This window comes from Streptomyces roseoverticillatus, from assembly GCF_000719265.1.
Taxonomy (GTDB): Bacteria; Actinomycetota; Actinomycetes; order Streptomycetales; family Streptomycetaceae; genus Streptomyces; species Streptomyces roseoverticillatus.
Map to the genome: position 1 here is coordinate 53,325 of NZ_JOFL01000022.1, position 14,873 is coordinate 68,197.

Sequence of the window (14,873 nt, forward strand, 5' to 3'; positions counted from 1 at the left end):
CGCTCCACCTCTCTCACTCCCTCACTCCCTCACCCAGCCGACCCATGCGGAGAGAAGCAGACATGCCCAAGACGGATTCCAAGACGGACTCCACGACGGAATGGCAGAAGCACTGGAAGGCGCGCCGGGGCCGCTTCATCGAGGAGTGCCGCCAGGCCCACGAGCGCCTCATGGCCGACCTGAAGTGCCCCACGACCGCGCAGGACCGCGTCCTCGCCGACATCATCGGCGTCAGCGCGGCCTCCCTGCACTGGAAGGAGCGCAACTACGACGTCCTCGCCTCGGACAAGGCGTCGTTCCGCAAGGTCCTGCCGATCATGCGGTACGACGACTTCGCCGAGGTCATCGAGCGGGAGACGCGCACCAAGGGCGGCACCCTCACGTGCAGCCCCGTGCTGCGCTGGCTCAAGACCAGCGGCACGACCGGAACCCCCAAGCGCGTCCCGTACACGCTGCACTGGCTGCTGACCTACCGCATCCCGGCGATGATGGCGATGTGGGGCACCTACCTGGAGCACCACCCCGAGCTGCTCGCCCACCCTTACGCGACGCTCGACACCCAGACCGTCCGCGAGGACGTCAGCGACTTCGTGCACGGCGTCGAGCACCAGGCCATCAGCAACCGGCACCCGCAGATCAACACCCGGGACTGGAACCCGCCGTGGTACGAGGCCCCGTGGTTCGGCCCGGCCACGCCGACCTCCCACGAGGGCCGGATGTACCACCGCATCCGCCACCTCCTGGGCAAGAACCTGCACTACATCTCGTCGATCAACCCCAGCACGCTCATCTCGCTGCGCGACCTCATCGAGGCGCACGGCAAGAGCCTGGTGCGAGACCTGCGCGAGGGCACGGTCGAGGGCGAGCCGTGGGGCGAGCCCGATCCGGCCGCCGCGGACCACCTGGCGGCGGTGCTCCGGAAGCCGGGCTTCAGCCTGAAGGACGTCTGGCCCTCGCTCACGCTCTACAGCTGCTGGCTGTCGGCCTCCGCCGGGCTCTACCAGAGCAAGCTCGACGCGGTCTTCCCCGGCGTCGCCAAGCTGCCGTTCATGAGCTGCGGCACCGAGGGCGTCACCACCATCCCGGTGGACGACACCCCGCACAGCCAGCCGCTGGCGATCAGCCAGGCGTTCTACGAGTTCGTCCCGGCCGAGGTGCCGCTGGGCGAGCTCGTGGAGCGCGGTGAGCACGTCGAGACGCTGCTGTTCGACGAGGTCGAGGCCGGCCGGGACTACCACCTGATCATGTCGCAGGGCAACGGCCTCTACCGGCTGTGGACCGGCGACATCTACCACGTCGACCGCATCGAGGGCGGCACGGGCGGCGTGCCGTGGATCCACTTCGTGCGGCGCGACGGCGTCTTCCACTCCTTCACCGGAGAGAAGATCACCGAGGCCCAGGTGACGCAGGCCATCGAGCAGGGCGTCGCGGAACAAGGGCTCGACATGGGCCTCTACATGTGCGGTCCCAAGTGGGGCGAGCCGCCGCACTACGTCGCCCTGGTCGAGAGCCACGGCAGCGACCGGGCCATCGACGCCGAGCTGTCCGGGCGCATCGACGAGGCCCTCAAGACCATCAACATCGAGTACGCGTCCAAGCGCGACAGCGGACGGCTGCGGCCCATCGAGGTCGTCACCGTGCCGCACGACGCGATCAACGCGTACGTCGAGGGACGCCGCGCCGCCGGCAACGCGACCCAGTACAAGTACAAGCCCTTTCAGCAGGACATCGACTTCGTGGCCGACATCGTCGGCGACTGACCCGGAAGGCACCGCCATGCTGGAGCTCAAGCGCCCCCCGCAGAACACTCGCAAGGAGATCACGTACGTACGGCGCGACGGCGCGGACCTCGCGCTGCACCTGTGGCGCCCCAAGAACCTCAAGGGCGCGATCTTCTATTTCCACGGCCTGCAGAGCCACGCCGGCTGGCTGTGGGAGGTCGGCCCGCAGTACGCCGACAACGACATCGCGTTCTTCGTCCTCGACCGCCGCGGCAGCGGCATCAGCGACGGCGAGCGCCAGGACCTCCCCGACGCCGCCACCGTCATCGGCGACTACGCGGCGGCCCTCGCCACCGTGCGCCGCATCATCGGCGAGGACACACCCCTGCAGCTGTTCGGGCACTGCCTCGGCGGCTCGTTCCTCGCCGCGCTGATGCACCACCCGGACTTCGACGTCCCCTACGACTCGGCGGTCTTCTGCTCGTCCTGGCTCGGCAAGCTGCACGCCACCCTCTCCGAGGAGCAGCGCGCGGCCCTGGCCGCGGAGGACGGCACCGAGCTGTGGGACGCGGGCCTGGAGTCCGCGGACTTCACCGACAACGTCAAGTATCAGCACTACATCGACAACGACGACCTGGCCGTGAGAGCGCTGACCCGGCGCTCGCGGGCCACCCTCCTGGAGCTGGAGAAGCTCTACCTGGAGCCGCGGCGCGAGCTCCCCGACGTGCCGGTCAGCTACGTCTCCGGGCTCACCGACCCGATCGTCGACCTCGACGACGCCCACAAGACGTTCATCGAGATGACCAACGGGCGCGGCGGCATCATCAAGCTCCCCACGCACCAGCACTACCTCTACTACACCGACGTCCGCACCAGCCTCGTCACCTGGTCGTCCACGTACGCCCTGATACCGGGTCTGGACCACCATGGATGAGGCACTGCTCCACCACGCGGCGCTGCCGATGCGGGTGTCCTTCGACCACCCCGCGGCGCGCCGCCGCCGGTCCGACAGCCTCGTCCTGGCGCTCACCGCCGGCGGGGTGACCGGGCTGGGCGAGTGCGCCCCCCGCCCGTACGTCACCGGCGAGACCACGGACGGCGTCCGCGCCGGACTCCAGCGGGTGCCCATGCGGCGGCTGCTGGAACGCCTGCGGACCACCGGCAGCGAGGAGCTGCTGGAGCTGTTGCGCCGGGACGGCTTCGCCCGGACCTTCGGCGTCGCCGGCGGGAACAACCTGATCTGTCTGCTGGAAACCGCGGTCCTCGACCTCCTGGGACAGCGGCTCGGGCGCGGCGTGGGCGAACTGATCCGCCCCGCCGGGCCCGGCCCGTCCGGCGACGGCCGGGCGCCGCTGCCCGTCTCCCAGGTCATCGACCTGGGGACCGGCGTCGAGGAGTTCCTGGCGACCCGCGGCCCGTTCCACTTCGTGAAGGTCAAGGCGTCCGACGACATCGAGCGCGACGCCCGCACCGTCAGCGCGATCCGCGAGGCCCTCGGGCCCGGCGTCCCCGTCATGGTCGACGCCAACATGAGCTGGACCTACGACGAGGCGCTGGGCAACATCAAGCGGCTCGCGGACTGCGGCGCCGGCCTCATCGAGGAGCCGCTCCGCAAGGGCTCCTGGGACGGGCTGCGCGACCTGCGCCGCGCCACCGGCGTGCCGGTCATGCTGGACGAATCGCTGTGCACGCTCGACGATGCCCGCACGGCGGTGCGCACCGGTGCCGCCGACGCGTTCAACGTCCGCGTCGCCAAGTGCGGCGGGCTGCTGAACTCGGCGGCGATCATCGACTTCGCCCGGGAGCACGGCATCGCGTTCCAGATCGGCGTCCAGGTCGCCGAGACCGGGCCGCTGATCGCCGCGAGCCGGCAGCTCGCCTTCCGGCACCGGGACGCGATCACCGTCGAGGCCGGCCAGTCCGACCGCTTCTTCGAACGGATGATCGTCACCCCGCCGCCCGCGGTGGACCGCGCGGCCAACACCATCTCGCCCGCCGAAGGCGCCGGGTTCGGGATGGCCCTCGACGACAGCGCCCGCGCATGGGCCGTGCTCCGCTACGCCCCGGACACCGACCGGTGGCAGCCCGTGGGCGGCGGCGGCGAAAGCTACGAAGGCTGAGGCATGAGCAAGTACTTCTCCGACCTGATCGTCGAGTTCCTGCACCAGCAGGGCATCGACCACGTGACCTTCAACCCCGGCGCGTCCTTCCGCGGCGTCCACGACTCCCTCGTCCACGAGGACAACGCGGAGATCGCCCCGGAGATCGTCATGGCCTGCCACGAGGAGATCGCCGTCGCGATCGCCCACGGCTACCACAAGGCGAGCAACCGGCACATGGGCGTCTTCGTGCACGCCAACGTCGGCCTGCTGCACGCCTCGATGGCCGTCTTCAACGCCTGGTGCGACCGCGTGCCGCTGTTCGTCCTCGGCGGCAACGGCCCCGTCGACGCGGGCAAGCGGCGGCCCTGGATCGACTGGATCCACACCTCGCAGAACATCGAGTCCGTGGTCAAGGACTACGTGAAGTGGTGCGACCAGCCGATCGGCCAGCGGGCCACCGTCGAGTCCCTCTACCGCGGCTTCAAGCTGATGAACACGCCGATGAAGGCCCCGGTCTTCGTGGCCCTGGACTTCGACGTCCAGGAACAGCCCGTCGAGGACGGCGTGCGCCTGCTCCCGGCGTCCGCCACGGCCCCGACCGGGCTGCCCCCGCTGGACGCCCTCGCCGCCGACGGCCTCGCGGCCCGGCTGCGCGACGCCCGCCTGCCCGTCCTGATCACGGACTTCTCCGGCCAGGACCCCCGGACCGTGGCCCCGCTCACCGACCTCGCCGAGACCCTCGGCCTGGCCGTGATCGACCGCGGCAACCGGCTGAACTTCCCCAGCACCCACGAGCTCAACCTCTCCGGAGCGGACGCCGGCTTCCTCAAGGACGCGGACCTGGTGCTCGCCCTGGAGGTGCAGGACCTCGTGGGCGCCCTCGGCGCCTTCCTCGACCTCGACGACCAGGGCAGGCCCGCGAACGGCGCCCACGTCGTCACCATCGGCGCCAACGACCTCCTCACCAGCAAGTGGGCAGCGGACTACCAGCAGTTCGTGCCCGTCGAGCAGGCCGTGGCCGCCGACGCGCTGGGCAGCATCACCGCCCTCCGCGAACGGGCCGGCGCCCCCGGCTTCGCCGGCCCTGAGTTCACCGAGCGCCGCGACGAGCGCGTCAAGCAGATCGCCGCCGCCCACACCCGCGCCCGCCTCACCTGGGCCGAGCAGGCCGAAGAGGCCAAGGGCAACGAGGTCATCAACGTGGCCGCGGCCGTCGACGAGATCCACCGCGCCGTGCGCGACGAGACCTGGATCCTCGCCAACACCGGCAGCCTCACCATCGACGGCTGGGTGAAGAAGCTCTGGCCACTGGAGCGCCCGCAGAGCTACCTCGGGCTCAACGGCGGCGGCGGCCTCGGCTACGGCCTCGGCGCCTCCGTCGGCGCCGCCCTCGCCCACAAGGGCGACGGCAGCATCGTCATCGACCTCCAGTCCGACGGCGACTTCCTCTACACGCCCAGCGCCCTGTGGACGCTCTCCGCGTACGAAGTGCCGCTGCTCACCGTCGTCATGAACAACCGTCTCTACCTCAACTCGACGCAGCACGCGCAGCGCGTCGCCGGGAACCGCGACCGCGACATCGACCGCGCGCACATCGCGACGAGCTTCTACGACAACCCCGTCGACTTCGTCACCCTCGCCCAGTCGTACAACGTCCACGCCCTGCCCCGGGTCGAGGCCGTCGAGGACATCGCCCCGGCCGTCCGCGAAGCCGTCGCGTTCATCAAGGCCAACGGCAAGCCGGCGCTCGTCGAGATCCTCATGGAGTAACCGGCCCGCGCCCCGCACTCCCCCCGCGCTGCCCCCTATTCCCCCCCCCACCGACCCCACCGACGTCCTTGGAGGGCGTTCCGCCGTGACCCAGTTCTTCGCATGTACGTACCAGGGCGAGCGGCTCGTCGGCTTCGACGAGCCCGCCGACGGAGCACCGCTGCACCTCTACCGCGCCGGGAACGACCACGGCGCGGCGCTCGCGGCCGCGGGCTACGACGCCGCCGCGTTCGCCGCCGCCGCCAAGGCGGCCGGCCCCGCCGTCACCGTGCCCGCCGACCGCCGCCACGAGATCCGCCACCTTCCTCCGCTGCTCCCCAACGAGCCGGGGAACGCGCTGGTCAGCGGCTTCATGCAGACCCACAACGTCAAGGTCTCCGAGGAGGCCGCGGAGGACGGCGGCGAGCGCCCGCAGCCCAACTGGTTCTTCAAGGGGCTCGGCACCTCCCTCCGGGTCTCCGGTGACGAGCTGACCGTCCCCGCCGCGGCCGTCGCCGTGTGCGAGGAGGCGGAGGTCGTCCTGATCTACGTCGACGACGAGCAGGGCCGGCCCCGCTACGTGGGGCACACCTTCGGCAACGACCTCACCGACATCGGCCGCTTCAAGCGCAACAACGGCCACCTCTCGTACGCCAAGCTGTGCGACGCGGCGGTCTCCCCCTGGTTCTTCGCCGGGGAGCCGCCGCGCTCCGTCACCGGCAAGGTCTCCGTGGAGCGGGACGGCGTGACCGCCTGGGAGGGCGGCTTCACCACCGGCACCGACGCCCTGGCCTACCGGCTCGACGGCATGATCGAGCACCTCTTCGCCTACCCGCCGCTGCACCACCCCGGCCGGGTGCACTACGTCTTCATCGGCGCCGACCGCAGCAGCTTCCACGCCGGCTTCCGCATCGCGCACGGCGACCGGCTCACCATCGACGTCGCGAGCCACGGCGTCGCCCTGACCAACACCATCGCCTGGGACGGCGCCGAACGGCAGGGGGACTGACCGTGGAGCTCATCCGCAAGCTCAGCGACGTGGAGGCGTCCTTCGCCCACATGCACGCCCTGCTGAAGGGAAACACCCAGGTCACCACCTGGATCAGCATCGACGCCCCCATCGGCGCGGCCGAGCTGGGCGACGCCGTCCGGCGCTGGGCGCACCGCCTCCCGCTGCTGCGGGCACGCATCGAGGAGCGGGACGGGTCGCTCTGGTTCGCCGCCGGGCCCGGGCCCGGGCCGGAGCAGCTGCGCCACGGCCCGATGCCCGCCGGGCGGTCGCCCGAGGACCTCCTGGGCGAGGAACTCAACGACGTCCTGCCGACGGGCGGCGCCCTGTGGCGGCTGCGGGCCGCCGCCGACGTGCGGGCGGGCGTCACGCACCTCTACTTCACGCGCAACCACGCCGTCTCCGACGGCCATTCCACCGGCGGCACCCTGCGGGTGCTCCTCGAAGAGCTCTTCGGCGCGCCGGGGTACGCCGCGCCGGAGCCCTTCTCCCGCAACGGCGACGAGCTGACGTACACCGCGCCGGCACCCGGCGCGGAAGGCCTTCCGGCCCTCCCGGACGCGCCCGCGCCCGGCATCCCGTTCGCCGTCCGCGCGCCGTGGGAGGAGCGGGGCACCGCCTTCGTCCCCGTCGACCTGTCGCCCGCCGGGTCGGAGGCCGTGAAGCTCTACTGCCGGCGCCGCGGCCTGACCGTCAACCAGTTCTTCGCGACGGCGCTCGCCGAGTCCTTCGCCCTGGCCACCGGCCGCGACGAGGTGGAGTTCTTCACCGCCGTGTCGCTGCGCCGCCGCTACACCGAGGAGGAGTCCCTGACCGACCTGGGCTGCTTCATCAGCGTCGCCCGGGCACCGCTGCGGCTCGGCGGCGGGTCGTTCAAGGACCACGCCGAGGCGTACCGGAACGGCTTCCGGGCGGCCGACGCCGCCTGGCGGCCGCAGGCCCGCCCGCACCACGAGATCCGGGCCGCGGCGGCCGCCGCGGCGGCCGCCGGCAGCGCCCCGGGCATCTGCATCACCAACGTGGGCCCGGTCGACGCCTCACTGGGCGCGCACGCGGGCCGGGTGACGGGCTTCCGCACGGTCGTCAACCGCACCGGCGCCAACTACGCGCTGGTGCTGCACCTTTCGACGTTCCGCGGGGCGTTCGGCCTGGCCTTGTCGTACGGCACGCCGAGCGTGGACCCGTCCGTCGCCGAGGGCACGGCGAAGCTGCTGCGCGAGCGCATCGCCCTGGCGGCGGGCGCGGCCTCCGGCGAGGATCCGCGCCCGCGCCGTCCGTACGGCTCCGTCGCTATCCCCGCGGCCGCGGGCCTCCGCCCGCTTCCTGCTGCCGCAGGACGAGCGCCAGCAGCCCGGGGAACCGCTCCTCGAACTCGGCCCGGCGCAGCCGGTTGATCCGCTTGGCGCCCGCGTCGCGCTGCTCGATGAGCCCGGCGGAGCGCAGCACCGCGAAGTGATGGCTCAGCGCGGCCTTGCGGACCGGCACGTCGAAGCTGCCGCAGGTGCGCTCCCAGTCCTCGGCAGCGGCCAACTCCCGTACGAGCGCGAGCCGTACGGGATCGGAGAGCGCCGCCAGCGCGGTCTCCAGGGCCACGTCCCGGGGATGGACGTGCTCCGGTGGCGTGCGGTGCGGCGCCGGAGCCGCGACGTTTCCCTTGGTCATAACGGCCTTCCTGACGAACGATTGCAAAGTGTTCGATGATCTGCGTACAGTCTACGTGTTCGCCTCGCATCGAACAGTCTATTCGCGTCGAGCGCCCTCACCCTCCCCACCCCCGTCCGACCGACCTTTAGGAATAGGCATGTCCCAGAGTGAACCCAGTACTGCGAAAAGGAAGCTGTCGCTGCTCGCGGCCTGCCTCGGGTTCGTCGTCGTCATCCTCGATGTCAGCGTGGTCAACGTCGCCACCGACGCGCTGAGCAAGGACTTCGGCGGCAGCCTCTCCGGGCTGGAGTGGGTGATCAACGGCTACACCCTCACCTTCGCCGCGTTCCTGCTGTCCACCGGATCGCTGGGGGACCGCTTCGACCCGAAGCGGATCTACCAGGTGGGCTTCGCGCTCTTCGCCGTGGCGTCCTTCGCCTGCGGCGCCTCCACCACGCTCGTCGCGCTGATCGTCTCCCGCGTGGTCCAGGGCCTGGGCGCGGCGATGATCGTCCCGTCCTCGCTGTCGATCGTGAACAAGTCGTTCCCCGACGCCGGCGAGCGCGCCAAGGCCGTGAGCCTGTGGGCCGCCGCGGGCGGCCTCGCCCTCGCCCTCGGCCCGGTGGTCGGCGGCGTCCTCATCGACCAGCTCGGCTGGCGGTCGATCTTCTTCGTGAACGTCCCGATCGCCGTCGTGGGCATCTGGCTGACCCAGGCCAACGCCCCGGCCACCGTCCGCGCCGCCGACGCCCCGCGCCGCTCCTTCGACCTGCTCGGCCAGGTGCTCGCCGTGGTCGCGCTGGGCACCTTCACCGCCGCCATCATCGAGGCCAACGGCCGCGGCTGGGGCTCGGCGTTCGTCATCAGCAGCCTCGTCGTCTTCGCCGTCGCGACGATCGCCTTCATCGCCGCCGAGAAGCGCAGCAGCGACCCGATGCTGCCGCTGCACCTCTTCGGCCGCAAGGCGTTCACCTCGACCTCGCTGATCGGCGTCCTCGTCAACTTCGCCTTCTACGGCCTGATCTTCGTCTTCAGCCTGTTCTTCCAGTCCGTCTGGAACTACTCGCCGATCGTCGCCGGCCTCGCGTTCCTCCCGATGACCGCCGCGATCATGACCGCCAACCTGTCCTGCGGCCCGCTCGCCAAGCGCTACGGCGCCCGTGCCGTGCTCATCACCGGCAGCTCGCTGGCCGCCCTGGGCTACCTCGGCACCCTCCCGGCCGTGCACTCCGGCTCGTACTTCGCCATCGTCGCCCAGTTCCTGGTGGCGGGCTTCGGCATCGGCCTGGTCGTCCCGGCCATGACGAACGCCATGCTCTCCGCGGTCGACTCCGGCAACATCGGCATCGCCTCCGGCGTCCTCAACGCCTCGCGCCAGCTGGGCGGCCTGATCGGCGTCGCGATCATGGGCCTGATCGTCGGCGACGCCAAGTCGGACACCTTCACCTCCGGGCTGCAGACGGCCCTGGGGTGGGCGGTGGCGGCGCTGGTGGGCTGCGCGCTGCTGAGCGCCTTCGGCATCCACCGCGCCGCGAAGGCCGCTTCCGCCCCCGCCGCCGCCCCGGCGGGCGCCAAGGCCGCCGTCCCGGCGAAGTAGCCCGACCGCGGGACTCCCACGGAAGACACCCGCAGGAACACCCACAGACCCGGAACCGCCGGCCCCGTGCCGGCGGTTCCGTCATGCCGGCGTATCCGCCGTCGGTAGATGCCCACGAGGCACCAAGAGGAGGAGGTATACGCCGGCATCACCACGTGAGACACGAAGAAAGGAATCGGCATGCCGCACCTCATGCTCGAGCACTCGGGCAACATCCGTGAATCGGTCGACGAAGCCGGCCTGTTCAGGGAACTGCATGCTGCGCTCTCGGAAGTCGGCGGCTTCCGCGTCCAGGACTTCAAGAGCAGGGTCGTCCGGCTGAACGCCTACATCGGCGACGGCACGTACGAGCAGGCGTTCGTCAACCTCGACATCCGCACCTTCGCGGGCAAGACCGCGGACACCAAGAGCCGCATCAGCCAGGAGGCCCTGCGCGTCCTGGGCCGGCACTTCCGGCGGACGATGACGGAGACCTCCTGCGACATATCGGTTCAGATCACCGAGCTGAACCGTGAGAGCTATTCCCGCACCCGATCCGAGGACCTGGCCTCCCAGGTCCCCGTCCTACAGGAGAGCACCACACCGTGACCGACTACCAAGGAAAGCGCGTCCTCGTCGTGGGAGGGAGCTCCGGCGTCGGCCTGGCCACCGCCCGGCAGTTCACCGCACGAGGCGCCCTCGTCACCATCGCCTCCCGCTCCAAGGAGAAGCTCGACGCCGCGCTCGCGGGCCTCGGCACCTCCGCGACCGGCCAGGTCCTGGACATCACCGACGACGACGCGGTCGAGGCGTTCGCCGGCACCGCCGGCGCGTTCGACCACGTCGTCATCACGGCGGCGGACACGCCGATGGGCCGCGTCGACACCCTGCCGCTGGACGCCGCCCGCGCCGCGATGGACAGCAAGTTCTGGGGCGCGTACCGCCTCGCCCGCGTGCTGCGGATCCAGCCCACCGGTTCGCTGACCATCGTCACCGGCTATCTGTCCGTACGGCCGGGGAAGGCGGCCGCGCTGCAGAGCGCGATCAACGCCGCGCTGGAGGCCCTCGTCCGCGGGCTGGCCCTGGAGTACGCACCGCTGCGCGTCAACGCCGTCTCCCCCGGCCTCATCAGGACCCCGCTGTGGGACACCCTCCCCGCGGAGAACCGCGAGGCCATGTACGAGGCGGCAACCCAGCGGCTGCCCGTCGGCCGCGTGGGCGAGCCCGAGGACATCGCCGACGCGATCCTCTACGTGGCGGGCAATCCGTACACCACGGGCACCACGCTGTTCATCGAGGGCGGCGGCGCGATCGCCTGATCACGACCGCGGCCCTGTCTCCGGGACGGGCCGGTCCCGCGGAACCCGGCAGCCTTCTCCACGGCTACCGTCCGCGCGTTCCGGCCCGTCCGGCGGCACCGGGCCCCACTCGTCATCCGTCGGCTGCCGTCCGTCGGCTCGCTTCTCGGCCATCAGCTACTTCTCGTCCGTCAGCTCCGGCATCTTCCCCGTCGTCGCCCCCAGGTCGATGACGGCGAACGCCGCGCCCTGGGGATCGGTCAGTGCCGCGAAACGGCCGAAGGGGCTGTCCATCGGGCCGAACTTGAGCTCGCCGCCGCGCTCCGTCGCCTTGGCGACCGCCACGTCGCAGTCACCGACCGCGAAGAACACCTGGATGTGCGGAGGCACCTCCGGAGGGAACTCCTCGCCCATCACCATCCGGCCGAGCACCGGATCGCCGCCGAGCGTGAAGAGCTTGAAGTCGATCTCCTCGCCGTCGGTGTCCGCGTCGCCCGCGATGCGCTGCACGCCGAAGGGGAACACGGCCGGGAAGAAGGCGTCGGCCTTGTCCGGCTCGCGGGTGAAGATCTCGGCCCAGCAGTACGCGCCGGCCGCGCCGCGCTTCTCGAAGCCCTCGTGGGTGCCGGCCTGCCAGACGCCGAAGGCGACGCCCGAGGGATCGCGGGCCAGGAGCATCGTGCCGAAGTCGCCGACGGTCATCGGGTCCATCAGCACCTCGCCGCCGCCCGCCCGGATCTTCGCGGCGGTGGCGGCCGCGTCGGGCGAGGCGAAGTAGAGGCACCAGGCGGAGTGGCCCTCCTGGCCCGGCATGGGCGGCACCACGGCGGCCACCGCCCTGCCGTCCGCGTACGCCTGCGTGTAGTCGCCGAACTCCGACGCGCTCTCGCCGAAGGTCCATCCCAGGACGTCACCGTAGAAATCCTTGGCCGCCTCGACGTCCGTGAACATCGCGTCGGCCCAGCACGGCATGCCCTCTGCTTGCGCGGCCATGGCTCCGGCTCCTTCCGGGCGGTTACGCCCCTTACACCCCCTACGTCCCCGTAGCCACGCTAATCACCCGGGACCGCACCCGCACGGGGAGCGCGCAGCGCCACCAGCCCCACGACCGCCGCCGCGGCCACCGCCACCAGCCCGCACGCCAGGATTCCGGCCCGCGCCCCGTAGTGCTGGACCACCCAGCCCACCACCGGGCCGCCGACCGGCGTCCCGCCCGTGTAGACGAGCATGTACAGGCCCATCACGCGGCCCCGCATCGACGGGTCCGTGTTCAGTTGCACCAGCGCGTTGGCCGTGGTCGCGAACGTCACGCTCAGCAGCCCCACCAGCACCATCAGTGCGCCGAACCACCAGACGCCCGCCGCCGCCGACGTCAGCGCCTCCAGCACGCCGAAGGCCGCCGCCGTGCCCACCATCACCACCGCGCTGCCGCTGCGCCGGCGCGCCGACAGCAGCGCCCCCACCAGGGCCCCCAGCCCGACCGCCGTCGTCAGGAAGCCGAATTCCTTCGCGCCGCCGTTGAAGACGTTGTACGCGAAGCCGGACAGCAGCGTCGGGAAGTTGAAGCCGAAGGTGCAGACGAAGCCGACCAGGACGATCGGCAGGACGAGCTGCGGATGCTCCCGCACGTGTCGCAGGCCCGCCTTGATCTGGCCCTTCTCGCGCGACGCGGGCTTCGCCGGGCGCAGTTCGCCGGCGCGGACGGCCAGGAGGGAAGCGATCACCGCGAGGTAGGAGACGGCGTTGAGGGCGAACGCCCAGCCGCTGCCGATCACGACGATCAGCGGGCCCGCGACGGCCGGGCCGAGCAGCCGGGCACTCTGGAAGTTGACGGCGCCCAGGCTGACCGCGTTGGCGAGGCGCTCGGGACCGACCATCTCGGGGACGAACGTCTGGATCGCCGGGTTGGCGAACACGTTCATGAGGCCGAGCAGGAACGCGAAGACGTACACGTGGGCGACCACGACGGCATCGGACAGCGTGAGCACGGCCAGCGCGGCCGCGAACAGGCCCATCGCGCCCTGCGTGGCGAGCAGGATCCGCCGCTTCGGGTACCGGTCGGCGACGACGCCGCCGAACAGGCCGAACAGCAGCACCGGCAGAAACTGCAGCGCTGTGGTGACACCCACCGCGAACGTACTGCCCGTGAGGTGGAAGACCAGCCAGTCCTGGGCGACGAACTGCATCCACGTGCCGGAGTTCGAGACGAACTGTCCGAAGAAGAAGTAGCGGTAGTTGCGCACGGCGAGCGACGCGAACATGCGGCTGCCCGGCCCGGCGGCGGGGGCGGGGACGGAGCCCGCCGCGGCGGGCCCCCTCGGGGACGGAGCGGTCATCAGTACTTACCAAACCCTTGACGTCTGTACGGCTTACACGGGGGTGCGGCTGACGCGGCTGTACGGCTCACCCGTCGCGGCACGGCTTACGCGTCTGTACGGACTGTGCGCCTGTACGGGCTGCGCGTCGCGGCACGGCTTACGCGTCGCGGCGCGCGAGGACCAGCAGGTAGGCCAGGCCCGGCAGCTCCCTGCGGACGGTGCGGACGGCGGTCACGGTGAACCCGGCGCCGGCCAGCAGCTCCGTCGCCTCCCGCTCGCTGAACCAGCGCGACAGACGGCCGTCCTCGGCGCGGTTGAGGACGCCCTCGGCGAGTCCCTCCGCGGTGGTGAACAGGCTGACGGCCAGCAGCCCGCCGGGCCGCAGCCGCCGCCGTACGTTCGCGAGGTACTGCGCGTAGCCGGCGGGATCCTGGTGGTGGAGGACGCCGTTGTCGACGGCCGCGTCATAGGTACGGCCGCCCGCCATGTCCACGAAGTCGCCCACCTCGAAGGACGCGGCGGCGCCGTAGCGGCGGGCCATGTCCTGCCATTCGGGGAGCCGGACGAGGTCGACCGCGGTGACGCGGTGGCCCGCGGCCAGCAGGAGCTCCGCGTCGCGGCCGCGGCCCGCCCCGATGTCAAGGACGCTGCTGCCCGCCGCCAGCTCCGTGCAGAGCAGGGGCACCAGCTCGCGCATGGCCGGCTCCTCGCTCCAGGAGTCCGCGCCCTCCTCGTAGCGCCGGACGAAGGCCTCGCGGAGGACTTCGCGGTACGGGTCACCGGTGCTCGTGCCGGCGTCGGTGCCGGGGTTCTTCGTGGTCACAGGCCGCTTCTCTTCCTCTTCGCTTCCGTGCCGCCGGCCCGTGCCAGGACCGGCCTGCCCTTCGGATGGATCTCGCTCCTGGGGGCGCACACCCGGCTCCCGGCCGGGACGTCCGTCGTCACCAGCGCGTGCGCGCCGATGAGGCTGTCGTCGCCGACGCTCACCGGGCCGAGGACGGAGGCGCCCGCGCCCACCACGACCCGGTCGCCGAGGGTGGGGTGGCGCCGCTCGCCGGGCAGCCGCCGGCGGTCGCGCCACCAGCCGACGGCGCCGATGGTGACCTGGTGGTAGAGGGTGACGTCGTCGCCGATCACGGCGTCCTCGCCGATGACGACGGCCGCGGCGTGGTCGATGAACAGCCGCCGGCCCACGCGTGCGCCTGGGTGGATGTCGACGCCGCCGGACAGGAAGCGGCCGGCGAGCGACAGCACGCGGGCCGTGACCCGGTGGCCCCGCGCGTGCAGCCTGCTCGCGGGCCGGTGCAGCCACAGGGCCGGAAGGAAGGGGGACAGGAGCGCCTCGGCCCGGCTGCGGACGGCGGGGTCGCGGTCGGCCACGACCTCCAGGTCCTCGCGCAGGCGGCGCAAGGGGCCCGGGCGGCCCGTACGGGGGACGATCCTCATCCTCGAGCTC

14 protein-coding genes are annotated in these 14,873 nt (G+C 71.7%); 9 read left to right on the top strand and 5 right to left on the bottom strand.

Features of this window, described 5'->3' with window-relative positions:
• The first annotated feature begins 62 nt into the window (after positions 1–62).
• The 6 genes from IF61_RS0124960 (at position 63) to IF61_RS0124985 (ending at position 7,975) form a co-directional block, all read left to right on the top strand.
• Positions 63–1,760, top strand: a complete 1,698-nt coding sequence (locus IF61_RS0124960) for a GH3 family acyl-acid amido synthetase (protein WP_030368772.1) — start codon at positions 63–65, stop codon at positions 1,758–1,760.
• A gap of 16 nt (positions 1,761–1,776) precedes the next feature.
• A complete protein-coding gene (locus IF61_RS0124965; protein WP_030368773.1) occupies positions 1,777–2,655 on the top strand; it encodes an alpha/beta hydrolase in 879 nt (292 codons plus the stop codon).
• Positions 2,648–3,841, top strand: coding sequence for a mandelate racemase/muconate lactonizing enzyme family protein (locus tag IF61_RS0124970; RefSeq protein ID WP_078660476.1), 1,194 nt, complete (start codon positions 2,648–2,650; stop codon positions 3,839–3,841). The genes IF61_RS0124965 and IF61_RS0124970 overlap by 8 nt, the downstream gene beginning before the upstream one ends.
• A gap of 3 nt (positions 3,842–3,844) precedes the next feature.
• On the top strand, positions 3,845–5,593 hold the full coding sequence (locus IF61_RS0124975) for a thiamine pyrophosphate-binding protein (RefSeq protein WP_030368775.1): 1,749 nt from the start codon (positions 3,845–3,847) through the stop codon (positions 5,591–5,593).
• An 85-nt stretch (positions 5,594–5,678) separates the two neighbouring features.
• Positions 5,679–6,581, top strand: coding sequence for a fumarylacetoacetate hydrolase (locus IF61_RS0124980; protein ID WP_030368776.1), 903 nt, complete (start codon positions 5,679–5,681; stop codon positions 6,579–6,581).
• Positions 6,582–6,583: 2 nt separating this feature from the next.
• Positions 6,584–7,975 (top strand): hypothetical protein, encoded by a 1,392-nt coding sequence (locus IF61_RS0124985; protein ID WP_030368777.1) that lies wholly within the window; start codon positions 6,584–6,586, stop codon positions 7,973–7,975.
• On the opposite strand, the gene IF61_RS0124990 is transcribed toward IF61_RS0124985, so the two are convergent.
• Entirely contained in the window at positions 7,872–8,243 is a 372-nt protein-coding gene (locus IF61_RS0124990) for an ArsR/SmtB family transcription factor (RefSeq protein ID WP_030368778.1), read from the bottom strand. The two genes, IF61_RS0124985 and IF61_RS0124990, sit on opposite strands and share 104 nt — an antisense overlap.
• A 139-nt stretch (positions 8,244–8,382) precedes the next feature.
• Here IF61_RS0124990 and IF61_RS0124995 point away from each other — a divergent pair, with 139 nt between their 5' ends.
• From IF61_RS0124995 to IF61_RS0125005, 3 genes are all read left to right on the top strand, one after another.
• Positions 8,383–9,822 carry an MFS transporter gene (locus IF61_RS0124995; protein ID WP_030368779.1) on the top strand — a complete coding sequence of 480 codons (1,440 nt, stop codon included), beginning with the start codon at positions 8,383–8,385 and terminating at the stop codon, positions 9,820–9,822.
• Between the two features lie 180 nt (positions 9,823–10,002).
• Positions 10,003–10,410 (top strand): 5-carboxymethyl-2-hydroxymuconate Delta-isomerase, encoded by a 408-nt coding sequence (locus IF61_RS0125000; RefSeq protein ID WP_030368780.1) that lies wholly within the window; start codon positions 10,003–10,005, stop codon positions 10,408–10,410.
• A complete protein-coding gene (locus tag IF61_RS0125005) occupies positions 10,407–11,120 on the top strand; it encodes an SDR family oxidoreductase (RefSeq protein ID WP_030368781.1) in 714 nt (237 codons plus the stop codon). The genes IF61_RS0125000 and IF61_RS0125005 overlap by 4 nt, the downstream gene beginning before the upstream one ends.
• A 156-nt stretch (positions 11,121–11,276) precedes the next feature.
• On the opposite strand, the gene IF61_RS0125010 is transcribed toward IF61_RS0125005, so the two are convergent.
• The 4 genes from IF61_RS0125010 to epsC form a co-directional block, all read right to left on the bottom strand.
• On the bottom strand, positions 11,277–12,092 hold the full coding sequence (locus IF61_RS0125010; protein WP_030368782.1) for a VOC family protein: 816 nt from the start codon (positions 12,090–12,092) through the stop codon (positions 11,277–11,279).
• A 59-nt stretch (positions 12,093–12,151) separates the two neighbouring features.
• Positions 12,152–13,435, bottom strand: a complete 1,284-nt coding sequence (locus IF61_RS0125015; protein ID WP_052393006.1) for an MFS transporter — start codon at positions 13,433–13,435, stop codon at positions 12,152–12,154.
• Positions 13,436–13,574: 139 nt separating this feature from the next.
• Complete coding sequence (locus IF61_RS0125020) at positions 13,575–14,240, bottom strand: class I SAM-dependent methyltransferase (RefSeq protein ID WP_043190594.1); 666 nt, start codon at positions 14,238–14,240, stop codon at positions 13,575–13,577.
• Positions 14,237–14,863 (bottom strand): serine O-acetyltransferase EpsC, encoded by a 627-nt coding sequence (epsC, locus tag IF61_RS0125025; protein ID WP_052393007.1) that lies wholly within the window; start codon positions 14,861–14,863, stop codon positions 14,237–14,239. The genes IF61_RS0125020 and epsC overlap by 4 nt, the downstream gene beginning before the upstream one ends.
• Positions 14,864–14,873: the final 10 nt, after the last annotated feature.

Coding starts and splice junctions, on each gene's coding strand:
- IF61_RS0124960 (WP_030368772.1), top strand. CDS start 63: ATGCCCAAGACGGATTCCAAGACGGACTCCACGACGGAATGGCAGAAG.
- IF61_RS0124965 (WP_030368773.1), top strand. CDS start 1,777: ATGCTGGAGCTCAAGCGCCCCCCGCAGAACACTCGCAAGGAGATCACG.
- IF61_RS0124970 (WP_078660476.1), top strand. CDS start 2,648: ATGGATGAGGCACTGCTCCACCACGCGGCGCTGCCGATGCGGGTGTCC.
- IF61_RS0124975 (WP_030368775.1), top strand. CDS start 3,845: ATGAGCAAGTACTTCTCCGACCTGATCGTCGAGTTCCTGCACCAGCAG.
- IF61_RS0124990 (WP_030368778.1), bottom strand. CDS start 8,243: ATGACCAAGGGAAACGTCGCGGCTCCGGCGCCGCACCGCACGCCACCG.
- IF61_RS0124995 (WP_030368779.1), top strand. CDS start 8,383: ATGTCCCAGAGTGAACCCAGTACTGCGAAAAGGAAGCTGTCGCTGCTC.
- IF61_RS0125000 (WP_030368780.1), top strand. CDS start 10,003: ATGCCGCACCTCATGCTCGAGCACTCGGGCAACATCCGTGAATCGGTC.
- IF61_RS0125010 (WP_030368782.1), bottom strand. CDS start 12,092: ATGGCCGCGCAAGCAGAGGGCATGCCGTGCTGGGCCGACGCGATGTTC.
- IF61_RS0125015 (WP_052393006.1), bottom strand. CDS start 13,435: ATGACCGCTCCGTCCCCGAGGGGGCCCGCCGCGGCGGGCTCCGTCCCC.
- epsC (WP_052393007.1), bottom strand. CDS start 14,863: ATGAGGATCGTCCCCCGTACGGGCCGCCCGGGCCCCTTGCGCCGCCTG.